Annotated in this window: 16 protein-coding genes; 13 read left to right on the top strand and 3 right to left on the bottom strand. The window is 52.6% G+C overall.

Annotated elements, in window-relative coordinates; genetic code table 11:
* The first annotated feature begins 22 nt into the window (after positions 1-22).
* The 3 genes from BMZ14_RS04040 to BMZ14_RS15020 all read left to right on the top strand — a co-directional run bounded on the left by BMZ14_RS04040 (position 23) and on the right by BMZ14_RS15020 (position 4,339).
* The gene (locus BMZ14_RS04040) at positions 23-2,686 is read left to right on the top strand and encodes a hypothetical protein (RefSeq protein ID WP_074794932.1); all 2,664 of its coding nucleotides are present in this window, start codon (positions 23-25) and stop codon (positions 2,684-2,686) included.
* 3 nt (positions 2,687-2,689) lie between these two features.
* Entirely contained in the window at positions 2,690-3,646 is a 957-nt protein-coding gene (locus BMZ14_RS14730; protein WP_218144970.1) for a hypothetical protein, read from the top strand.
* 507 nt (positions 3,647-4,153) lie between these two features.
* Complete coding sequence (locus tag BMZ14_RS15020; RefSeq protein ID WP_074794931.1) at positions 4,154-4,339, top strand: hypothetical protein; 186 nt, start codon at positions 4,154-4,156, stop codon at positions 4,337-4,339.
* A 236-nt stretch (positions 4,340-4,575) separates the two neighbouring features.
* Here BMZ14_RS15020 and nadC read toward each other — a convergent pair whose 3' ends face one another.
* The gene (gene nadC, locus BMZ14_RS04030; protein ID WP_074794929.1) at positions 4,576-5,445 is read right to left on the bottom strand and encodes a carboxylating nicotinate-nucleotide diphosphorylase; all 870 of its coding nucleotides are present in this window, start codon (positions 5,443-5,445) and stop codon (positions 4,576-4,578) included.
* A gap of 60 nt (positions 5,446-5,505) precedes the next feature.
* Here nadC and BMZ14_RS04025 point away from each other — a divergent pair, with 60 nt between their 5' ends.
* From BMZ14_RS04025 to BMZ14_RS04005, 5 genes are all read left to right on the top strand, one after another.
* Positions 5,506-6,987 (top strand): FMN-binding glutamate synthase family protein, encoded by a 1,482-nt coding sequence (locus tag BMZ14_RS04025; RefSeq protein ID WP_074794928.1) that lies wholly within the window; start codon positions 5,506-5,508, stop codon positions 6,985-6,987.
* A gap of 169 nt (positions 6,988-7,156) precedes the next feature.
* Complete coding sequence (gene clpB / locus BMZ14_RS04020; protein WP_074794926.1) at positions 7,157-9,766, top strand: ATP-dependent chaperone ClpB; 2,610 nt, start codon at positions 7,157-7,159, stop codon at positions 9,764-9,766.
* A 161-nt stretch (positions 9,767-9,927) separates the two neighbouring features.
* The gene (gene dapA / locus BMZ14_RS04015; RefSeq protein WP_074794925.1) at positions 9,928-10,818 is read left to right on the top strand and encodes a 4-hydroxy-tetrahydrodipicolinate synthase; all 891 of its coding nucleotides are present in this window, start codon (positions 9,928-9,930) and stop codon (positions 10,816-10,818) included.
* Between the two features lie 38 nt (positions 10,819-10,856).
* Positions 10,857-11,978, top strand: coding sequence for an outer membrane protein assembly factor BamC (bamC, locus tag BMZ14_RS04010; protein WP_074794923.1), 1,122 nt, complete (start codon positions 10,857-10,859; stop codon positions 11,976-11,978).
* A gap of 57 nt (positions 11,979-12,035) precedes the next feature.
* Positions 12,036-13,049, top strand: a complete 1,014-nt coding sequence (locus tag BMZ14_RS04005; RefSeq protein ID WP_074794922.1) for a F0F1 ATP synthase subunit gamma — start codon at positions 12,036-12,038, stop codon at positions 13,047-13,049.
* Between the two features lie 151 nt (positions 13,050-13,200).
* On the opposite strand, the gene BMZ14_RS04000 is transcribed toward BMZ14_RS04005, so the two are convergent.
* Positions 13,201-13,404, bottom strand: a complete 204-nt coding sequence (locus BMZ14_RS04000) for a cold-shock protein (RefSeq protein WP_074794920.1) — start codon at positions 13,402-13,404, stop codon at positions 13,201-13,203.
* Between the two features lie 366 nt (positions 13,405-13,770).
* On the opposite strand from BMZ14_RS04000, the gene BMZ14_RS03995 reads away from it, so the two are divergent.
* Together BMZ14_RS03995 and BMZ14_RS03990 are read left to right on the top strand one after the other, a co-directional pair.
* On the top strand, positions 13,771-16,515 hold the full coding sequence (locus BMZ14_RS03995; protein WP_256208364.1) for a cation-transporting P-type ATPase: 2,745 nt from the start codon (positions 13,771-13,773) through the stop codon (positions 16,513-16,515).
* A gap of 63 nt (positions 16,516-16,578) precedes the next feature.
* Positions 16,579-17,634, top strand: coding sequence for a zinc-dependent alcohol dehydrogenase family protein (locus BMZ14_RS03990; RefSeq protein WP_074794916.1), 1,056 nt, complete (start codon positions 16,579-16,581; stop codon positions 17,632-17,634).
* Here BMZ14_RS03990 and BMZ14_RS03985 read toward each other — a convergent pair.
* Positions 17,620-18,798 carry a PEP-CTERM sorting domain-containing protein gene (locus BMZ14_RS03985; protein WP_143071876.1) on the bottom strand — a complete coding sequence of 393 codons (1,179 nt, stop codon included), beginning with the start codon at positions 18,796-18,798 and terminating at the stop codon, positions 17,620-17,622. The genes BMZ14_RS03990 and BMZ14_RS03985 overlap by 15 nt on opposite strands.
* Before the next feature lie 553 nt (positions 18,799-19,351).
* On the opposite strand from BMZ14_RS03985, the gene BMZ14_RS03980 reads away from it, so the two are divergent.
* The 3 genes from BMZ14_RS03980 (at position 19,352) to BMZ14_RS03970 (ending at position 23,499) form a co-directional block, all read left to right on the top strand.
* Positions 19,352-20,476 carry a hypothetical protein gene (locus tag BMZ14_RS03980; protein ID WP_083396614.1) on the top strand — a complete coding sequence of 375 codons (1,125 nt, stop codon included), beginning with the start codon at positions 19,352-19,354 and terminating at the stop codon, positions 20,474-20,476.
* Between the two features lie 332 nt (positions 20,477-20,808).
* The gene (locus BMZ14_RS03975; protein WP_083396613.1) at positions 20,809-21,927 is read left to right on the top strand and encodes an HAF repeat-containing PEP-CTERM protein; all 1,119 of its coding nucleotides are present in this window, start codon (positions 20,809-20,811) and stop codon (positions 21,925-21,927) included.
* A 687-nt stretch (positions 21,928-22,614) separates the two neighbouring features.
* Positions 22,615-23,499, top strand: a complete 885-nt coding sequence (locus BMZ14_RS03970; protein ID WP_074794914.1) for a porin family protein — start codon at positions 22,615-22,617, stop codon at positions 23,497-23,499.
* Positions 23,500-23,506 lie beyond the last annotated feature (7 nt).

The raw sequence follows: 23,506 nt of genomic DNA, 5'->3' as shown, positions 1-23,506 counted from the left end.
ATAAAACTTATCTTTTTTAAATATGAAAATCAAAGATAAATTTGTCGGAAGCTTACCTTATTCAAGCGAAATTTTTGGGGTTTACCAGCCCTTGCTCGGATGGAAGTCAGAAAGAAAAAAAGCTAAATTCAATGCGGGCATTCAAGATGAAAGGATAAAGAGTTTTAACAAATCCCTAGATCAGATCCAATCTTCCACGAATTATGATCTAGATCTTGCTACTTGCAGTATTAATCTGAGGGAATGGAAAGCGGGCAGTATTGACAGTAATTTGAGCAAGGAAAATTATGGATATGGAAGCCTATTATTAAATGCTTTAGCCGATAAAGTTAAATCTTTTAATGAAACCTCCGATTGGGAAAGTGTTATCAATAAAGAAAATATCGATATTTTATTGGAGCAGGAATTAAGTAATACATTAAGGTCAGCCTTTACACAAGACTGCAAGTTCTTGGGTAATCATAATTTACGTCAGCAAATGCTTCAGGAAAAATATGGAAAGATCCTGAATTATGAATCCAAAGTCGCAGGCCTACTTGTTTTCCTGGCCTCACAAAAAGCTTTTGATTCACTCTATAAAATATTTAAAACCCCCAAAAAACCAATCTTCACTCCTTCGGATCGTTTAAATGACCCTTTAGATTTTTTTGATCCCCAAAAAGATTTACATAAAATTTCTCTGTCACCAGTTGGAATAGTGCATCTCTTCAGGCAATACTTCTTTGAATTTGAAACCTTTCTCGGTCCTGCAGTGGAGCATATCTGGTTAAGCCCGGGGGCAGAAGCAGTGCTTATAGAAATCCATACAAGAAAAACCGTAATAGAGAAAACTTTAGAGCAGGCATCTGAGACGATAATTAAATCTGAAAGCAGTCTAACGGAAAAGGATGAAATATCTGAGGCAGTTCAGGAAAACAATAAACAAGATTTGAAATTGGGTTTTACAGCATCAGTAAATCAATCTTGGGCTACTGGCAGTGCCAATGCTACAGGAAGCTTAGATTTTAATACTACGCAGGAAATTTCCAAAGAAACCTCTCATAAGAGAATGCGGGAGCAGACTGAAAAATTATCTTCAGAAATTAAAAAGAACTTCAAATCTACTTTTAAGAGTGTTTCGGAAGAGACCGCTACCTCTTCAAAAAAATATACGCTCAAAAATTCAACTAATAACTTGATCAATTATGAGCTAAGAAGAAAGATGCGTCAGGTGGGGGTTCAGGTACAGGACATCGGGACTTACCTGTGTTGGCAAACTTATGTGGATAACCCAGGATTGGGGCTAGGGCTCGCAAATCTCATCCATTTAGCTGCACCCGCAGATTTAGATAGCATTGCTCCGGCAGAAATTGCTCCAATGCCTGCGGAATTGTTTTCTGATGTTACCCTTCAAATTAGATTTGAGCCTATTAATGCAGATCCTAACGAATTTGGATTAAGAAAAGATCGCACATACATTAATGGCGTTGAAGAGGATCAGTCGGGAGATACCTATGTGGGTAATGACAGGATTAAGCACATACAAAATTATTCTATAAACCCTCCACAAACAGATTATCTGTTAAACAAGATATATGTAGTCTCTACAAATAATAACCTTTGCGATCTCTCCGTTATTCAAATTTCTGAGGACAACAATATAACCATCCAGTTAGAGATGGTGAATTTTAACAATCAGAATGAAATTCCAGTAAGCTTTAAAGCTTCCTGGATGCCATCTAAGGCGTTGAAACAAAAGATAATATCTGCTAATGATGCTGCCATTACAGCCTACGACAATAAAGTTGATCAATTAACTAAACAGGCATTTGTTGACGGATTAAAAGAAAGGGTAAATTTTGCAAGCAGAATCGAGAGCAGGAAGTTTGAGGAATTAAGGGAAGAGGAAAGGATCATTGTTTATAGAAATTTAATTAAATCCTTGATAGAAAGCACAAACAGCCCTGATTATAGTACGAGCACTTCGACCCAGCACATCATCGCTGAATTAATCAACTCTATATTCGATATCGACAAAATGCTTTATTTTGTAGCACCCGACTGGTGGAAACCTAAATTGACTACTCAGAGTTTTTCTTCGGGATTTTTATCTACATTAAATAGATCATTCGCTTCCTGGGGAGGGGCAATAAGGGATTCAAATTACAATATTACTGAAGAATCGGAACCGGCAAAGTTGGGAAGCTCTTTAGGTTGGTTATTGCAGCTTGATGGCGATAATTTAAGGAATGCCTTTTTGAATGCTCCATGGGTTAAGGCAGTAATTCCAATTCGTCCTGGTAAAGAACAAGCTGCCTTAAACTGGCTTAAACATACAGAAAGTGGGGAGGGTTTAACTGAAAATGATTTTTACACGGGAGATGAGGAAGAATTACAAGGAAAAACAATTTGGGAAGCACTAACTATACTTGCAGAAAAAGTAAGGGAAAAACATGCGGCAGGTAACAAGGTGGAATTACATCCTAAAAATGAGGAAATAAATGATGACAATAAGGTTTCCTCAACTCCTATTGATAAGGTTTATGAACATGGTTTTTATCCTCTCCAGGGAGGTTTTAAATTACAAACCTCGGGTCATTTTGAAATTTTTGACCAATGGGTAGAAATTTTACCTACAGATCAGGTAGTAGCTGTTGAGGTAGAGTATGACCCAGTAACCGGAATGCAAAAAGGTTTAAACGGTTAAGGTATGGGAGTTTATATTGACCTGAGTGGTAGGCAGGAGATTATTCATGATATCAGGTATCCTCGGGGGGGGGGAGAACCACTACACTGCCCACCAATGTTAGCCGAACTTCAAAATAATATATTTATAGATTTCCCCTGGTGGGAATGGGCAGTAAACGTCGTACACGATGACAGCCCGGAAGGCATTCCTCTTCCGGCTACTCCACAGAATTATAGAATGGGTATTGTTGTTAATCTTCTAACGGAGTTCTCGCTGTATGCTTTTCAGGATGGATCCGTGCTAGAGACACCGAAATACAGAAATGTCGCTCTAGACTGCCATCGTTCATCCATGCCCTTTTATTCACCGAAACATACAGAAGATGGAAGGGAGCTTCATTTTTTTTACGATGTAATATTTTCTAGTGAAGGAATTGCATCGCAAGATTCACCTACCGATTTCCGGAGAAGCTGGGGCATTCACTATCGTGACTATCCTGGCGTTACGGTTCCTTTGCTTAACCCGACGACGCAAGCCACTTTTCACCTTTTCTATGGCACCAGATCATTTCAAATATTTTATGTTGCCATCCCGAGACCGAGAGGCACTCCTCTATTCATGGCTTACTCTGACCCTTTTACCATAGAATTACTTGCTATCTTTCACCCTCCCAATCCAGAAACTCGTTTCCAAGTGGTCGTTGGAAAATCAGACTGCGGAAGTTTTGGGGGTAAGCTGGAGACATGGACGGTTCCAGAGGATTCGGCCTTTCCAATAGCTCCAATAGATGTGGATTCGTTTCAACTGCTGCCCCGCCCTACCGCAGGATCTGAAAATTCTGCAATTCACCCTGTGAGAGGGACGTTACCAGAGGGCGTAAATTGTCACCTCCGAGGGCGGCAAATTGCAAACGAAAGGGCTGCAAACTGGCATTCCCGCAATAGGTCATTTTTTGGGGAGGTGCCAATAAGAAGATGAGCGGCCAGTGTGAGAGTAAGATGCTGCGATTCAGGGTCAATTGCAAACGAAAGAGCAGCTACGGCAGCTGAATCGCGTGCCAGCTTCGTAATTGAAGCTCAAGCAGCACGGGAAGGAATGTTAAGTACCGGCAAAGGCTTTGATGTCGATGAGGTTCACGCGTACCTTAAGGCGCGCATTGCCGGCAACAATCCTGTAAAGCCGAAAGCCAAATCTCGGCAAGGCTGAGCTATTCGGAACGTGACCTTACCGATCTCGAAAGAATAACCGACTTTCTGATTGATCACATCCAGCGGCGGCAGCAGAGACGCTTGAATTAATCGAAGAAGCGGTAAGTCTATTAATCCGGCTATCTTGCCAAGGACAAGTGATGTGCTCCCGTAAGCTCCCCCGTAAAGGGTTTTCCGTATCCGTCTTTTACAGTTGATAACATATTTTATCAACTGTGAAATTAACTCATGAATTCGCTCATCCTAAAACCTCAAAACTCGGCTCAATATCGCCCAATTGAGCGAGGTGCCCGCAATCGAATGGTTCGCCAATATTGATAATCCGCAAACCCTGGGCGCTTACGAAAACGCGTACGCGGCTTCATGCGGTTTGTCGGCATCCATCAACCGGAGGATTTTCGCACCGTCACCCGATCCCACGTTTTGGCCTGACGCAAAAACGCTGGAAGTGCGGCAGCTTTAAAGGCGCCACCATCTGATATGGATCTTTCGGGAGGGCAAGAATTACCGGTTACATGCAGGCGAAGATCAGGGTCATGAGGAGACAATCAAACTGGTTGATAGCAGGCTCATGCCTAGTACTCACAGTGATGTGCTAAAGCAGCATTTGAGAGCCACGCGCGATATCCGGCGAGGCATTTGGAGCAGGCGACCCTGTAGCGACTTTACGCATCGCGTCGCCTTTTGCCTGTTTTCAAGCTACGATTTTGTAGAAAACCGCATTGACAAATCTATTGCCTTCACATCCTTGGTGAGGCTGCCGATGGAAATGCGATCCACGCCGGTTTTTGCTACCGCGCGGACATTATCAAGGGTGATTCCACCCGAGGCTTCCAGCATCGCCCCTCTGTTGGTCAGTCGCGCGTTCAATACAACCGCCTCGCGTAATGCACCCAGGTCGAAGTTATCCAGCAGAATCAACTTGGCTCCGGCATCCAGCGCCTGGCGCAGATCATCCAGCGTTTCCACTTCAATCTGAACGGATACTCCGGGCGAGGCGATTTTTTGGGCGGCGCGCAGGGCAGGCCCAATGCCGCCGGCAGCCATGATGTGATTCTCCTTGATCAGTATGCCATCGTATAAGCCCAGACGCTGGTTTACGCCACCCCCGCATCTGACGGCATATTTTTGAGCCACCCTGAGGCCTGGCAGAGTTTTGCGGGTATCCGCGATCATGGCACCGGTTGTCGCCACAGCATGCACATAACGACTCGTTTGCGTAGCGACCGCTGACAGCAACTGCAGGAAGTTAAGCGCAGTACGTTCTCCTGTCAGCAGTGCACGTGCGGGTCCGCTTATTTCACAGAGCCGCTGACCGGCGGCTATTTTGTCGCCATCTCGCGCCAGCCAGCTCACTTCCGCTTGCGGTGACAGTTGCCGAAAACAGATGTCGAACCAGAGAGTGCCGCATAACACCGCGTCTTCACGGCTGGTGACTGTGGCGGCCGCGCTTTCGCCAACCGGAATCAGGCTGGCCGTAAGGTCGCCCCCGCCCATATCTTCGGCTAGCGCCCGGCTGACGTTGTTCTTGATCTCGGTTTCCAGTTCGATGAAATTGTCGTAAAACATCTTTATTATGTTTACGGAATGAATGGAGTATTTTAGCTTGAATGCAATAGTGGAGGCGGAATGTCTGAGGTACTGAAAGTATTTTCCTACGGCTTTGGCACGATAGCGGGCTTGATCGTGGCAGGAACCATCTTGTTCTGGTTCATTAAGGACATTACCCAGAAGAAGCATTCAATCCTGCGCAACTATCCCGTTATCGGGCGCCTGCGATTTTTCCTGGAGAAACAGGGGGAGTATTTACGGCAATACTTCTTTTCCAGCGATCGGGACGAAATGCCCTTTAATCGGGCTACGCGATCCTGGGTATACAGGAACGCAAAGAACGAAGGCGGCATCGTTGGGTTTGGCTCCACGAATGACGTGCGTGAGCCTGGCTCGATCATTTTCGTCAATGTCGCCTTCCCGGTACTGGAAAGGGACCGGCTGCCGACCCCGTTGCAGGTTATCGGCGAGGGATATTGCGAGCATCCTTTTTATGCAAGGTCCATCGTCAACATCAGCGGCATGAGCTATGGCGCGATCTCCGCGCCCGCGGTGCGCGCATTGTCGCTTGGCGCGGCGGAAGCGGGATGCTGGCTGAATACCGGGGAGGGCGGGCTTTCGCCTTATCATCTGGAAGGCGGTTGCGACCTCGTTATGCAAATCGGGACGGCCAAGTATGGTATCCGCGATCATGACGGTAATTTTTCACCGGAACGGGCGAAGGAGCTCGCCAAAGTGGTCAAGGCGTTTGAAATAAAGCTTTCCCAGGGCGCAAAACCGGGCAAGGGCGGATTGCTGCTTGGAACCAAGGTGACAGAAGAGATCGCCGCTATCCGGGGTATCCCTGCTTATCATGATTCAATCAGCCCCAACCGGCACTACGACATCGGTAATGTGAACGAGTTGCTGGACAATATCGCCTATATCCGTGATCTTACCGGACGCCCGGTGGGGGTGAAGGCCGCTATTGGGGGCTGGTCTTTTATCAATGATCTGTGCGAGGCGGTGAGCCGCCGGGGCCTTGAATACGCACCGGATTTTCTCACCATTGACGGCGGTGAAGGCGGCAGCGGTGCGGCGCCGCAGACCCTGGTCGATCACATGAGCCTGCCGATTGCCGAAGCACTGCCGCGGGTGGTGGATGCACTACTGGAATCCAATCTGAAGGACCGCATACGTGTGGTCTCCGCCGGCAAGCTGGTGACATCGGCGCGAGCGGCGTGGGCATTGTGCGCGGGGGCGGATTTCGTTAATACCGCGCGCGGTTTCATGTTTTCACTCGGCTGTATCCAGGCCATGCGCTGCCACACCAATACCTGCCCTACCGGTATCACCACCCATAGCCGGCGCTTGCAGCGCGGCCTGGTGGTGATGGAAAAGTACCAGCGGGTCGCCAATTACGCCAAGAATATGAACAGGGACATCGACATGATTGCTTACTCCTGCGGCTTGCGCCACGCACGTCAATTGAAGCGCGAACATGTCCGTATTGTCGAAACCGCGGGTAAAAGCGTAGCGCTCAATATCTTGTATCCTTATCCGGAAACACGGTCGCTTTGAATGGCAGGGGCTGTGAACCGCGTCATCGGCGCAATGCGCTTCGCTTATTGACGCCCTACTTTTTTTACGTCTCTTCGTTCCAATGGAAGGGACAGGTGTGGCGCGCCATCTTGAAAATTCAGTTGCCTCCCTCATATAAGGGTCATACAGAACCCATAGAGGAATTGCCATGCGTTTCGACAAGTTAACCACGAAGTTTCAGCAGGCGCTGGCCGACGCGCAGAGTATTGCCGTGGGCCAGGACAACCCTTATGTTGAACCCCAGCATTTGCTGCTCGCGCTTTTACAGCAGGAGGATGGTGGCACGATTTCCCTGTTGCAGCGCGCCGGCGCGAATGTTCCGCCCCTGCGCGACGCGTTGAAGAAAGCGATTGAGCGTTTCCCGAAGGTGGAGGGAGCCGGGGGAGAAATCAATGCCTCGCGCGAGCTGGGAAATTTGCTCAACGTCGCGGATAAGGAGGCACAGAAACGGGGCGACCAGTTCATCGCGTCGGAAATGTTCCTGATGGCGGCGCTCCAGGATAAAGGTGAAACCGGCAACCTTCTCAGGCAGCACGGCGCGAACCGCACAGCACTCGAACAGGCCGTCAGCGAGGTGCGTGGGGGCGAGAATATCGGGGATGCTGAAGCCGAGGGTAGCCGCGAAGCCCTGAAAAAATATACGCTCGATCTTACCGAGCGGGCACGCATGGGCAAGCTCGATCCGGTGATAGGGCGCGATGATGAAATCCGCCGCACCATCCAGGTACTGCAGCGGCGCACCAAGAATAATCCTGTTCTGATCGGGGAACCGGGGGTGGGCAAGACGGCCATTGTTGAAGGCCTGGCACAGCGGATTATCAATGGTGAAGTACCTGAAACGCTCAAAGGCAAACGGGTCCTTTCGCTGGATATGGCAGCGCTGCTGGCCGGGGCCAAATATCGCGGGGAATTCGAGGAGCGTCTTAAATCAGTTTTGAAGGAAATTGCGCAGAACGAAGGCAGTGTCATCGTTTTTATCGACGAACTTCACACGATGGTGGGAGCGGGCAAGGCGGAAGGTGCCATTGACGCGGGGAATATGCTCAAACCGGCACTCGCACGCGGAGAGTTGCATTGCGTAGGTGCGACCACGTTGAACGAATATCGCAAATACGTCGAGAAGGACGCAGCGCTGGAGCGCCGTTTCCAGAAAGTATTGGTGGACGAGCCGACCGTGGAGGCCACCATCGCCATTCTGCGTGGGTTGCAGGAAAAATATGAGCTGCATCACGGTGTCGATATCACCGATCCGGCTATTGTAGCCGCCGCTGAATTGTCTCACCGTTATATCACCGACCGCTTCCTGCCGGATAAAGCAATTGATCTGATCGATGAGGCCGCGGCGCGGATTCGCATGGAAATCGATTCCAAGCCGGAGGTAATGGACAGGCTCGACCGGCGCGTTATTCAGCTCAAGATTGAACGCGAGGCGGTCAGGAAGGAAAAGGACGAGGCATCGCAGAGGCGTCTGAGCTTGCTGGAAGACGAAATCGCGAAACTGGAGCGCGAATACGCCGATCTGGAAGAAATCTGGAAGGCGGAAAAATCGCAGGTACAGGGGTCTCAGCATATCAAGGAGGAGATGGAGAAGGTCAAGCTGGAGATGGAGGCGGCGACGCGCAAGGGAGACTGGCAGAAAGTGTCGGAGTTGCAGTACGGCCGTATCCCGCAACTGGAAGCGCAATTGCAGGCGCAACTCAGCGCCCAGGCCCGGCAGGGCGATATGGCCGGTCAACCCGATGCGGCGAAAGGACCGAAATTGCTTCGCACCCAGGTGGGCGCCGAGGAAATCGCCGAGGTCGTTTCCCGCGCCACAGGCATCCCCGTCTCAAAAATGATGCAGGGCGAACGCGAAAAACTCCTGCAAATGGAACAGAAACTGCATGAGCGGGTTGTCGGACAGGATGAGGCGGTCCGGTTGGTATCGGATGCTATTCGCCGTTCCCGTGCCGGGCTATCCGATCCCAACCGTCCTTATGGTTCTTTTTTGTTCCTGGGGCCGACCGGCGTGGGCAAAACGGAATTATGCAAGGCGCTGGCTGGTTTTCTGTTCGATTCCGAAGATCATCTGGTTCGCATTGATATGTCGGAATTCATGGAGAAACACTCGGTTGCGCGGCTGATTGGGGCGCCGCCGGGATATGTAGGCTACGAGGAAGGCGGTTACCTGACTGAAGCGGTGCGCCGCAAGCCTTATTCAGTGATTCTGCTGGACGAGGTTGAGAAGGCCCATCCGGATGTGTTCAACGTCCTGCTACAGGTGTTGGATGACGGCCGCATGACCGATGGGCAGGGCCGCACGGTCGATTTCAAGAATACCGTTATCGTCATGACTTCCAATCTCGGCTCGCAGATGATCCAGCAAATGGCGGGTGATGATTACCAGGTGATCAAGCTGGCCGTGATGGGTGAAGTGAAAGCGTATTTCCGCCCCGAATTCATCAATCGCATTGATGAGGTGGTGGTATTTCACGCGCTGGCTGACAAGCACATACAATCCATCGCGCGCATACAGCTGCAATACCTGGAGGCGAGGCTGGCAAAACTGCAGATGAAGCTGGAAGTGACAGAGGCCGCGCTCTCAGAGCTTGCACAGGCTGGTTTTGATCCGGTTTTTGGTGCGCGGCCGCTGAAAAGGGCTATCCAGGCCCAAATCGAGAATCCACTGGCAAAGGAGATACTGGAAGGCCGTTTCGGCGCAAAAGACACCATTACGGTGGATTGCAGAAATGGCGCGATAGTGTTTTCGAAATCTTGATCGGCCGGGAGGCTTGGAACCCGAGGGCCTGATGGAGGTCTTAGAACGTAGAATTCGATGAATTTGTTTACGTGATGTGCCTTCACTTGGTGTGATGTGGCGAATATTCTTGTTGAAAGCGAGATTCGGGTAAAATAGGAGTTTTTACCCGGATTGCTGGCATGGATAATATTGCAACAAGAGGCAGCCTCGTCGCCATCGTCACGCCCATGCGTGAAAATGGCGAGCTGGACCTGGAGCGTTTTCATGCCCTGATCGATTTCCATGTGGCGGAAGGAACCGACGGAATCGTAGTGGTAGGAACCACTGGCGAATCCCCCACGGTGGATTTCGATGAACATAATCTATTGATCAGGACAGCGGTAGAGTGTGCCGCCGGGCGTGTGCCGGTAATCGCGGGTACGGGCGCGAACTCCACGCGGGAAGCCATCGATCTGTCTATTTACGCAAAAAATGCCGGGGCGGATGCAAGCCTGTCAGTGGTTCCCTATTACAACAAGCCGACGCAGGAAGGTCTATATCAGCACTTCAGGGCAATAGCAGAGGCGGTTGATATTCCACAAATTTTATACAATGTCCCGGGCAGGACGGTAGCCGATATCGCTAACGACACGGTGCTGCGCCTGGCACAGATCCCGAATATTGTAGGTATCAAGGATGCGACAGGGGACATGGGCCGCGGGTTCGACCTGCTATGCCGGGCTCCTCAAGGTTTTGCGGTTTATAGTGGAGATGATGCAAGCGCACTTGCAATGTTGCTGCTGGGCGGTCATGGCGTGATTTCCGTCACCGCGAATGTCGCACCGAGGCTGATGCATGACATGTGCGCAGCAGCGTTCGCGGGGGATCTTGCGGCTGCCCGCACGGCCAATGGCAAGCTCTCGAGGCTGCACGTGGATTTGTTTGTCGAGGCCAATCCGATCCCGGTAAAGTGGGCGGTGGCGCAGATGGGATTGATAGGAGCCGACCTGCGCCTGCCTCTGACGCCGCTTTCAGACCGATATCATCAGACTGTCAGGGAAGCAATGGGCAAGGCCGGGATAGCCGTATAAATGGCTTGCCGGAATTCAAGAGGGGTCAAGTGTTGCACATGAAATGGCGGATAGTGGTTGCGTTGTGTTTGGCAGTGACTGTGGCAGGATGCAACCTGCTGCCGGAAGCCAAGAAGATGAATTACAAATCAGCGGGCAAACTCCCACCGCTGGAAGTGCCACCCGATTTAACGGCGCCCGGTTCCGACGAGCGCTATGTTGTTCCGGATATCAATCCTACGGGAAGCGCAACGTTTTCAGCCTATGATAGAGAGCGCAACAAGCTGTCAGGCGCGAGCACCGGCGGCGCTTTTATTCTACCCTCTCTGGAAGAGGCCGGTGTGCGCATGGAGCGTTCGGGTACTCAGCGCTGGTTGGTGGTAAAGGGTGAACCGGAGGAAGTATGGCCGGTAGTAAAGGAATTCTGGCATGAATTGGGGTTTCTCATCAAGGTAGAGATGCCGGAAGCCGGCGTAATGGAAACCGACTGGGCGGAAAATCGCGCCAAGATTTCAGAGGACATTATCCGGAACACCTTGGGAAAGATTCTCGATTCGCTGTACTCCACTGCCGAACGTGATAAATTTCGCACCCGCCTGGAACGTGGGGAAGACGGTACGACGGAAATTTATATCAGCCATCGCGGCATGGATGAGGTAATGCAGGGGGACGTGCGTACCGTATGGCAGCCTCGTCCCGCTGATCCCGACCTGGAAGCCGAGATGCTTTCGCGGCTGATGATGCGGTTTGGCGTAACGGAAGAACGGGCAAGAACAGCGGTGGCAAATTCAGGCAGCGTGCAGGAGCGCGCGCGCCTCGACGGCGAAAAGGGCGGCGTGCTCAGCCTGAACGAGGCGTTTGACCGTTCCTGGCGCCGCGTAGGGCTGGCGCTCGATCGTATCGGCTTTACTGTCGAAGATCGTAACCGCTCACAGGGAATTTACTTTGTGCGTTATATCAATCCCGATTTGGACAGTGGTGCAGGGCCGAGCGTACTTTCGAAGCTTATGTTCTGGCGCGAGGAAGGGGAGGACGGACCCGAACAGTTTCGTATTCAGCTAAGTGAAGCGGGTACAACGGGTGAGAGTACCGATGTCACTGTGCTAAACAAGGATGGCACGCCGGATAAAACCAATAACGCAAGCAAGATATTGAAACTGCTACATGAACAGCTGAAGTAAGCTTTATTCAAACACTTCGGCAAAGCCAGGCAATATCAAGATGGGCAAGCGGAAGTCATGAGCGATACACTTGCAAACCTGCGCCAGAAAATCGAGAGAGCCAGGGACCTGCGTTCAGTGGTCAGCACCATGAAGGCGCTGGCGGCGGTGAGTATAGGCCAATACGAAAAATCCGTACGTTCGCTCGACGAGTATTATCATGCCGTTGAGCTTGGCCTGAGCGTCTGCTTGAGCACTAAGGCGCCCTCTGCAGATGTGGCAGACGTGGTAACGGTACCAGGTGAATGGAAAGTAAAAAAAGACACCGGCGTAACCGGTGCGGTCGTATTCGGTTCTGATCAGGGATTGGTGGGTCAGTTCAATGACGTGTTGGCTGACTACGCTGTTCATACCCTGGCCACAATACCGGGTAAAACGAAAGTCTGGGCTGTGGGCGAGCGGGTGCATGACCGCCTGGCTGATCGGAGTGTGCCGCTTGCCGGTTGTTTAACCGTTCCATTTTCGATCAAGGCTATTACTCCGCTGGTGGGGCAGATTCTCGCGCAAATTATTCTGCCGGGCCTCGAAGGGAGGGAGGAGAGGAAGGAAAGCGGGGGGAGGGAGAGCCGGGCAAGGCGCGGACAAGCCGAGCAAGGCGAAGGAAAGAACGGGCTTCAGACGCTTTATCTGTTCTATAACAGCTCCAGATCGGGGGAAATATACGAGCCCGTCGATCAGCAGCTCCTGCCGCTGGATGAAACCTGGCGAAGCACGCTAGCTAAACTGCCGTGGCCAACGAAGAATTTGCCGGAGGTTGTAGGCAGCGGGCCGGAAACCTTACGGACGCTGGTTCGCGAATATCTGTTCGTCTCGCTCTTCCGTGCATGTGCCGAATCACTGGCGAGTGAGAACGCAAGCCGCTTGGCCGCTATGGAGCGTGCCGAAAGGAATATCGATCAGCTAAGCGAAGATCTTCGCAAGACGTTCTACCGCTTGCGCCAAAGCAAAATTGACGAGGAATTGTTCGACGTCCTAGCTGGTGTGGAAGCGCTAAAGGGACCGGAACAGCAAAAGGGCCGGACGAGAGGGTAGTCTTTAACCTCCACGTTAGCCTAAAAACGAGCCCTGTTCAGGCGGACTGGGCACGAGTCGTCAGCCCGATTACATCCGTCAGGAACCGCATCAACCGAGAAACGCCAACTTGTTACACGCTGGTACGGTTTACCCGCCCCAGCATGAAATCCTACGCAGCTTGAATGTTTGATGCCTGCTTGCCCTTCGGACCCTGCGTGACCTCAAATGATACTTTTTGACCTTCTTTGAGCGTCTTGAATCCAGACATGCCGATTGCCGAGAAGTGTGCGAATAGATCGTCGCCACCGTCATCAGGGGTAATAAAGCCAAAGCCTTTCGCATCGTTGAACCATTTTACTGTACCAATTGCCATTTCCGCTTTCTCCTACGTATGAGTTAAAAAAACCCCCGTTTTCAGGGGTGATCGCATTTTGACAATGTTCAGGAGAGGAATATGTTCGCTACCGTACCTACGGTAGGGCCGCAAGGCGATATTTTCAGCGTGCCCGGGTCTGCTTCAATCAATGACTCTAAAACTTCTCTCGTGCGCATAGCTGTTTTCATGAATTTCATCTCTCTGTTTTACCCGCCCTTGTATAAATATTTCCCATAAAATCAATGTCCTGGATTATATTAAGGGGGGAAATATTATATTCCCCCGAGCCGGGGTTCCGCTCTTGAATTCGCCGGCAGAGCCAGAGCAGTGTTGTAAAAATATTTTCACTGATGCTAGACGAAAATGCATTCAACCCATAAGGGAGGCGAGAGCCGCTGCGGGATGAAGGCTGAATTTGAGGAAGATGCATATCATGCCCTGTCCGCGGAGGATGTTCTCGCTGGCATTGAGGCCAGTCCGACCGGCCTCAGCGCCACGGAGGCTGCTCAACGGCTACAACTCTACGGCGCAAACGAGCTTCCGTCCACCCCTGCACGACATCCCGTAGTTCGTTTCCTCTCCCATCTTAATAACGCGCTAATCTATTTCCTGCTTGCCGCGGCAGTCGTTACATGGAGTCTGGGGCATTTCGTTGATGCTTCAGTCATCCTTGCGGTTGTCCTTGTCAACGCAATCGTCGGTTTTATCCAGGAAGGAAAAGCAGAAAACGCGCTCAACGCCATCCGCAGCATGGTCTCACCTCAGGCCACTGTAATGCGTGATGGTCACCGCAGCAGGGTGTCCGTGGCAGATCTGGTTCCGGGGGACATGGTGCTTGTGGAGGCAGGGGACCGCGTCCCCGCCGATTTGCGCCTCATGCATGCTCGTGGCTTGCTGATAGAGGAAGCGATCCTGACCGGAGAGTCGGTCGCAGCGGAGAAAAGAGAGGACCCTGTGCCCGTTGAGGCGGCGCTCGGCGATCGGACGTCGATGGCCTATTTCGGCACAATGGTTGCCGCTGGACAGGGCAGCGGCGTGGTGGTCGCAACCGGCGTCAAAACCGAAATGGGCCGTATCAGCACCCTCTTGGGCAGTGTCCAGGAACTGACAACGCCGCTCTTGCGGCAGATCAATCGATTCGCCCGGCGCTTCACCTGGGTAACGATTTCGGGGTCGGCCCTGCTCTTCCTGTTCGCAGTCTTTGCCCGTGGTTTTGCCTGGCCAGATGCCCTGATTGCCATTGTTGCTCTCTCCGTTGGACTGATACCTGAGGGGCTCCCTGCCGTTATCACGATCACGCTGGCCATTGGCGTCCGGCGCATGGCGGCTCGCAATGCCATCATCCGCCGTTTGCCGGCTGTGGAAACGCTGGGTGCAACTTCTGTCATTTGTTCGGACAAAACCGGGACCCTTACCCGCAACGAAATGACAGCCCGACGGATCGTCGTTTCCAGTGATGAAATCCTGGTGAGCGGTTCCGGCTACTCGCCGGAGGGGGAAAAGCTCTTCGACGATGAAGGTGCGGCGATGCCCTCTAGTAGTCGAGGCCATGCCCTGACTTTGGTTCATACGGGGCTTCTTTGCAATGATGCACATCTGCGCAAATCTGCTGGTGCCTGGATCGTCAACGGTGATCCTATGGAAGGCGCGCTGGTAACGCTTGCCATGAAAGCGGGCTTCGAGCCGGAAAATATTCGCGCTGAATGGGCTCGCGTGGATGAGATTCCATTCGACGCCCAGCACCGCTTCATGGCCACGCTCAATCACGTTCCTTATGGACAAAAGGTTGTTCTGGTGAAGGGTGCGCCGGAGCGTTTACTTGAGATGTGTACGATGCAAGCAGGCGAAGATGGCGAAGTGCCCCTCGATCCGCAGCATTGGACAGGTCGAATCGCTGAGGCTGCGGCGGAAGGTGAGCGGATCCTGGCCTTCGCGATGAAGCCAGCGCCGGAATCGGCGGAACGACTGTCGTTCGCCGAAGTTGAGAAGAACCTCGTCTTTCTTGGCATCATAGGATTCATCGACCCGCCCAGGGACGAGGCGGTTGCGGCGATCGCCGAATGCCGCGCTGCCGGGATCGCAGTGAAGATGATTACAGGTGACCATGCTGCAACCGCAATCGCGATCGCGCGGCAACTTGGTATCGATGATCACCCGCGTGCGATCACGGGGCACGAGCTCGGTGATATGCGTGATGAGATGTTCGAGGCGACTGTGAGGGATACAGCCGTCTTTGCGCGAACGAGCCCTGAAAATAAGCTTCAAATCGTCAGGGCGCTTCAGAGGGGTGGGGCGGTGGTGGCCATGACAGGCGATGGCGTGAATGACGCTCCGTCTCTCAAGCAAGCAGATGTCGGCATTGCGATGGGGCAAAGGGGAACGGAGGCGGCAAAAGAAGCATCGCAAATGGTCCTGCTAGATGACAATTTCGCGTCCATTGTCTCTGCCGTTCATGAAGGGCGCACGGTCTACGACAATATTCGGAAGGTCGTCGCGTGGACGCTTCCGACGAATGGTGGCGAGGCGTTGATCGTCATTGCGGCAATTCTGTTCAACTTTACTCTGCCGATGAGCCCTGTCCAGATTTTGTGGATCAACATGATTACCTCCGTGACACTTGGGCTTGCACTGGCATTCGAGCCTCCCGAGCCAAACGTTATGCAGCGTCCCCCTCGCAGTCCGGATACGGGATTATTGACGCCATTCCTGGTGTGGCGCGTAGTATTCGTGTCACTGCTCTTCCTGAGTGGTGCGCTCTTGCTCTTCTTTAATGCGTTAAATCGCGGGCTGGACCTAGAAACGGCCCGCACGATAGTCGTGAACACGATTGTTGTCCTCGAAATTTTCTATCTCTTCAATGTTCGATACCTCCATATGACCTCACTCACCTGGCGCGGTGCTACGGGAACCCGGCCTGTGCTACTCGCAATCGGCGGTGTCTTCGTGGCTCAACTTGCTTTTACCTATTTGCCGATCATGCAGCATCTTTTTTCAACAAAACCCGTAAGCATAACCGATGGCATATTGATAATTTCCGTGGGTGTCATCGCCATGGTGATACTCGAAGGCGAGAAATACCTGATGCGCAGGTTTGGGTTACTAGATTAGAGATAAAAAACACATATACGTGGTAGTTATCAAATTATTCACCCGGATGAAGGATGATCTCTCATGAAAGCACTTGTATATCGTGGTCCAGGAAAACGTGAATTGGAAAACAAGCCAAAACCTTCCATTGAAAACGCTACTGACGCCATTGTCAAAATCTCGAAGACAACCATTTGCGGAACAGACTTGCATATCCTTAAGGGTGATGTTCCTACCGTCACACCAGGCCGGGTTCTGGGTCACGAGGGAGTCGGAATCATCGATCAAGTAGGCACAAATGTTTCAAACTTCCGTGTTGGTGACCACGTCCTGATTTCCTGCATCACATCGTGCGGTAAGTGCAGCAACTGCAAGAAAGGAATGTATTCGCACTGTGAAAGTGGAGGTGGCTGGATATTGGGTAATCTGATTGACGGGACTCAGGCTGAGTACGTCCGTATCCCATTTGCCGACAATAGCCTTTACCCCGTTCCCCCTGGAGCAGATGAAGAAGCGCTGGTTATGCTAAGTGACATTCTGCCGACGGGCTTTGAATGCGGTGTAGTCAACGGGCAGATCAAGCCCGGCGATACGGTAGCGATAATCGGAGGCGGCCCTATCGGACTTGCGACATTGTTGACGGCCCAATTCTACTCGCCAGCGGAAATCATTATGGTCGATATCGATGACAACCGCCTGGAGATCTCCAAAAAGCTCGGCGCCACCCAGACTGTCAACAACAGTGATGGCAAGGCCGCCGAGAAGGTGATGGCATTGACCAGCAACAAAGGTGTGGATGTTGCGATAGAGGCGATAGGAATACCCATGAGTTTTGATATCTGCCAGGCTATCGTCACTGCTGGAGGCCATATCGCAAGCATCGGGGTGCACGGAAAGCCGGTCCAGTTGGATCTGGATAAACTATGGTCTCAAAATATCACGCTGACAACCGGTCTTGTCGATACGGCGACAACACCCATGCTCATGAAAACGGTGATGTCAGGCAAAATCCAGCCCAAGGATCTGATCACGCACTATTTCCAACTGGAGGACATCATGGCGGCGTATGACGCATTCAGTAACGCGATGGAGGAGCGGGCACTTAAAGTAATTATCTCTAACCCCTCATGCCTTGCTTAGAGTAGGTAAAGGATGTTGATTCTTGCGCCGCCCCATAAACCCGATCAAGCCTAATCCGGCGAGCATCAAGGCATAGGTTTCGGGTTCGGGAACAATTGAAGCGCGGGCTATGACCTGGCCGTTGTTATTGATGTCTATCGCCTCGGTTAAAACTACCCCTTGAGGCAGGTCAACCAATGAACTAAGATCGGTCATTCCTTCACCATTGACACCAGTGATAAAGGCGTGGCGCTCACCAAAACGTTCAGCCGAGTACCATCCCACCACTTGCCCCGCATCATTGATGCCCAAGGCGGTACTGTAATCTCCACCCAGCGTCCCGAGGTCGGTCATCCCCACGCCATTGGGGCCGGTGATGAAAGCATGCGTAGCATCTGCGGCGGTTAGGGAATCCCCCACCACCTGCCCGCTATCGTTAATGTCGGTAGCATAGCTATTATGCCCCCCTAACGTGCCAAGGTCTGTAATACCCACGCCGTTGGGGCCTGTTATGAACGCATGAGACCCTCCTCCGACTGCGAGCGAAGCTCCTACCACCTGCCCGGTGTTATTAATGCTATTAGCATAAATCTCCTTATCACCCCAGGGAGACTCTCCGCCAAGATCGCCAATAAAATTCAGGCCCTCGCCATTAGGCCCGGCCAGGAACCCAAGGGCTCCATCCCTCAAAATCCGAGACCCTACCACCTGCCCGGCGTCATTGATGCCGTTGATGACGCCCCACCGACCCTGAACAACGCCTGGTTCTTCGGATACTAACTTTGGATCCGTACCATTGGGTCCAGTAACGAAGAAAGGCCCTGGAAAACCGAGATCCATCGAGCTGTAGCCTGCAACCTGTCCGGCATTGTTAATCGCGTCGCCCGAACGGATGACGTAATTAGAAGGCTCGGGAAAATTTGCGATCTCTCTTATGCCCATTCCATCGGGGCCCGTGATGAAGGCACGGGGTCCTGCCGAAGTGTAAAAACTGCCTGTCACCTGTCCGGCATCGTTGAGTGCGCTGGCGTATCCCCCACTTCCCAAATCAAGCCTGGTCCAAGTCTTGTTGTTCGTGTCAATAAGGTAGGGGACGCTTTGAGCAGTGGCATGAGTAACGAAGCTGAAGCCGGCAATTAATGTAAGAACGAGGTTACAGATTTTGAAGCAATGGCTGAGTATCATGGCGTGCTCCGATATGTAGGATCCATAATTTTAGATTAGGCAATAGGGTTTATTTGTCAAATCGAAATAAGAGCAAACTGAAATTTGTCTTCTTGGCGGGCGATTGTCGGCATCGACCGATCGGAGCTTCCCGCCCTGATCCAGAGCTATGGAAGGACATGCGTCCCTTGTAGCTTTTTTCCAGGCTTGAAAGCCTATTCGTGGCACTGCCGGCAGTTCGAATTCGGCATTGCTTGTCGGATCAAGTCCAGGCTAACGCAAAAATGTCGTAGTCGAGGTTTGATCTGCACCGGTTGTCAGATTTAAGTTACTGTCTTTGGCACAAAACCGTCCATTGCTACTGCTCAGTGCACGCGAAACCAGGAGCAGATGTCTTCCGCTAGATAGAGCGGTCGGCTCATTTACTTTTCCCTTAATTGATCTAAGCTGGATTGTGAGAAATGGAAGTTGGACAGTTATCTGTCGGATCCAGAGTTTGCAGAGTGTCGGCAGCTTCCATCCAATCCGGAAAGCCCCGGATCTCTGAAAACTTTCTCTTACTGGGGAGAAAATCATGAAAATTACCCGCAACTCTAAAATCCGGATCCTGATTCTGGCGGCAGCCCTGGGTATCGGACTGGGTTTTGTTTCCCCTGTCTCCGCGCAAGTAATACGCTCATACATTCTGAATGCCGACGGCAAAGGACTGACCGATCTCGGGACGCTCGGTGGAGATCGCGCTTTCGCCGAAGGCATCAATGACGCCGGGCGGGTGGTGGGGTGGTCTTGGACGGCCCCAGGGGTTGAGCGCGCTTTCATCACGGGCCCCAATGGGGTGGGGATGACCGATCTCGGGACGCTGGCTGGCGGAAGCACTTACGCGACTGGCATCAATGATGCCGGGCAGGTGGTGGGGGAGTCCTACACGGCCACAAGTCGTGGGCACGCTTTTATCACCGGCCCCGATGGCGTGGGCATGACCGATCTCGGGACGCTGGGTGGAGATCGCAGTGTCGCCCGTGGCATCAATGACGCCGGGCAGGTGGCGGGGTTCTCCCTAACGACCGGGGGTAATTTTTACCACGCTTTCATCACTGGCCCCAATGGCGTAGGCATGACCCGTCTAGGCCCACTGGGTGAAACTAGTTTCGCCCGTGGCATCAATGACGCCGGTCAGGTGGTGGGGTACTCCAACACGATCCCAGGCGGTGGTTGTTGTTACGCTTTCATCACTGGCCCCAATGGCATAGGTATGACCACTCTCGGGACTCTGCACGGAAACACTTTCGCCACTGGCATCAATAACGCGGGGCAGGTGGTGGGGTGGGCTTCCGCGGCCGAAGGTGCAGAGCACGCTTTCATCACCGGCCCGAATGGTGCGGGCATGATCGATCTGGGGACGCTAGGTGGACGTTACAGTTACGCCAGTGGGATCAACAATGAGGCCGGGCAGGTGGTAGGGTGGTCTAACACGGCAGAAGGCGCTGAGCACGCATTCATCACCGGCCCCAATGGCGTGGGCATGACCGACCTCAATTCGCTGCTTGAGTCGCCGGCCGGAATTGTTCTAACGAACGCCGTCGACATCAATAACCTGGGACAGGTCATCGCTACCGGAGTCCCTGAGCCTCACTCGTATGCTTTGATGCTCGCCGGCCTGATCCTGCTCGGATTCGTGGCGCCGAGAGATGCCTGCTGACATGAGAATACCGGGAAACCTGGTTCATATTGGTTGCCTCGCCCAGTCCTGCCACCGTGCTTCAACCGGAATCCGATTGACTTGCTTCTGGGCTGATGGCGCCCGGTACCCTGCCACAAGATTGCTAAGCAAAAGCTGATCAGAGCTGTGGAGCAGATGCCTTCCGCTGCATAGACCGCTCGGCTCATTTACTTTTCCCTTAATTGATCTAAGCTGGATTGTGAGAAATTGAAGTTGGGCAATTATCTGGCACAGGCGGGACGGTCCGCACGCTTCCATCAAACCTCGGAGACCCCGGATCTGTGAAACCTTCTCTTGCTGGAGGGGAAATCATGAAAATTAACCGCAGTTTTAAAATCCGGATCTTGATTCTGGTGGCAGCCCTGAGTATCGGACTGGGTTTTGTTTCCCCTGTCTCCGCACAGGTACGTTCATACATCCTGAACTCCGATGGCACAGGATTGGCTGATCTTGGAACGCTGACCGGCGGAACCACTTACGCCACTGGCATCAATGACGCCGGCCGGGTGGTGGGGTGGTCACGAACGGCCCCAGGGGGTGAGCGTGCTTTCATCACCGGCCCGAACGGCATGGGCATGACCGATCCCGGAATGCTGCGTGGGGAGCGCAGTGTCGCCTATGGCGTCAATGACGCCGGGCAGGTGGTGGGGTGGTATGATAGGACCGCAGGTGCTCGGAACGCTTTCATCACCGGTCCCAACGGCGTAGGCATGACCGATCTCGAGACGCTGGGTGGAGGTGGCAGTGTCGCCTATGGCATCAATGACGCCGGGCAGGTGGTGGGGAGTTCCCAAACGGCCGCAGGAGCTGGGCACGCTTTCATCACCGGCCCCAATGGCATGGGGATGACTGATCTCGGGACGCTGGGTGGATATGGCAGTATCGCCCGTGGCATCAATAACGCGGGGCAGGTCGTGGGAGACTCCGGCAGGGCCGCAGGTTTGCACCACGCTTTTATAACCGGCCCCAATGGCGCGGGCATGACGGATATCGGTACGCTAGGCGGGGATAGCAGTATCGCCTATGGCATCAATGATGTCGGGCAGGTGGTGGGGTGGTCTTTTACGACGGCAGGTTTGCATCACGCTTTTATCACTGGCCCCGATGGCGTAGGCATGACCGATCTCGGGACGTTGGGTGGGGAGCGGAGCGTCGCCTATGGCATCAATGACGCCGGGCAGGTGGTAGGAGGGGCGTTCACGGCCGCAGGTGACTGGCACGCTTTCATCACCGGCCCCAATGGGGTGGGCATGACCGACCTAAATTCACTGGTTGAATTGCCGGCCGGGGATGTTCTATTTGATGCTGTCGGCATCAATAATGCGGGACAGGTCATCGCCATTGTCCCGGAGCCTCATTCCTATGCTTTGATGCTCGCCGGCCTGATGCTGGTCGGATTCATGGCCATGCGAAAGCGCCGGATGGCATAAATACCCGCAAACCTGGTTCTTGCTGGTTGCTCCACCCCGTCCTTCCACGCGTGCGCTTCTCGGGATCCGATTGATTTGCTCCTTGAGTTGAGGGGCGCATGCCGCCCTGCCCAAGACGGGGCTCAGGCGAAAGCTGACCTACAACCATGGCTGAGCATACGTCTCCTTGTAGCTTTTTTCGGGCTTGAAAGTCTGCTCCTGGCCCTTGGCGCCGGTTCGAATCTAACACTGTTTGTCAGATCAAATCCAGGCTGATAAACATCAGATTGGTTATGAAGAATGTTTGGAGTTTCGCCCAATTCTGAACTCCCACCCCTTGGACTTCGAAGCATCCTGGTTCGGTGTCCGTAGCGCCGACCGTAAAGTTCGATACACCATTCCCATTTCCCCTAAAGAAAGAACTGAAAGTTGACACCAGTCAGCTTTTTTTTTGCTCCGTCCCATATGATCGGGATACAAATCCTCGATCTGAAATTGCGTCTGTTCTCCAGGCCAATGCGGTTTGCATGAATGGTGCTCGTCGGTTTGTGATTTTTCTCCCTGCGCCCGTCAGGGTGTAGCAACACTCGAAGACCGCCAATCTCAGAGCTGAATTTGCGGTCTTGCCTGCAGTTTCCCCGCTGATTCCCGCCCGGCTTCCCGCTGGAACAATAGCCAACAAAATTCGACAACATGGAGGAATGATAAGTGAAGCATTTTTTTAACAAGCCGCGACTATCGCCAATCAGCCCTGCCGTTTTACTTGCCATCGCAATGACAGCTCTTCCTCTGCCGCTTTTCGCGCAGGATGTAAGGACGCAAGCGTTGGAACAACAACTCCAGCAATTGGAAGCGACTCTGCGGGCCGTTCGGAATGAACTCGACCAGGTAAAAGCAGAATCTGCGAGAGAAGCGCAGAGGTTTATGAAAATCGAAAAAAAGTCGAGTTCAATTGAAGAGCGCCAGGTGCTGGAAGCACAGAGGGTGGCAAAAATCGAAGAAGCTGCGGGATCGGTGGAAAAACTTCCAAGCAATAAGAATCATATGCTGTTTTTCCGCGGTGGTTACGCTCGCAGCAACGAGCTCCGCAACGGCGTCTCCATACAAAGCGGCGGTGCTGGAGGCGCAGGAGGACAGTCAGATCGAAATGCGTGGTACATCGGAGCCGGCTTTGACTTTAATTTGACTAACGATGTCTGGGGGCTGCTTCCCAGGACGAGCATCGAGTCGGAACTGATGTTCGAATACAAGGAGTTTGCGTCCCGGGTAGCGGGTAACGCCCTTCCTCCCCCGGGGGCTGGCGTAAACGTCAGCCAGTTTACGTTGACAGCCGCGCCAAAGATCAAATTTTTTGAGGGCTCCAGGTTCCGGCCGTGGATTATCCCTGCGGGACTGAGTATCCATGTGATCAGCCCTCCTTCCGAGTCCATCATATTGATTCCGGGGGTCATGTTTGGCGCGGGGGCGGATTATAGAATCTGGAAAAATTTCTTTGTTGGTATTGATGGCCGGTATCACCTGACCAGCGGCAGAACCGACGGGGTCAAGGTGGATGGTATGACTGCCGGGGGGTACCTTGGAATCGGGTTCTAAAGAGATC

This window comes from Nitrosospira briensis, from assembly GCF_900115125.1.
GTDB lineage: Bacteria > Pseudomonadota > Gammaproteobacteria > Burkholderiales > Nitrosomonadaceae > Nitrosospira > Nitrosospira briensis_A.
Note: the sequence above shows the minus strand (reverse complement) of the source record. Positions and strands in the feature narration are given on the sequence as shown.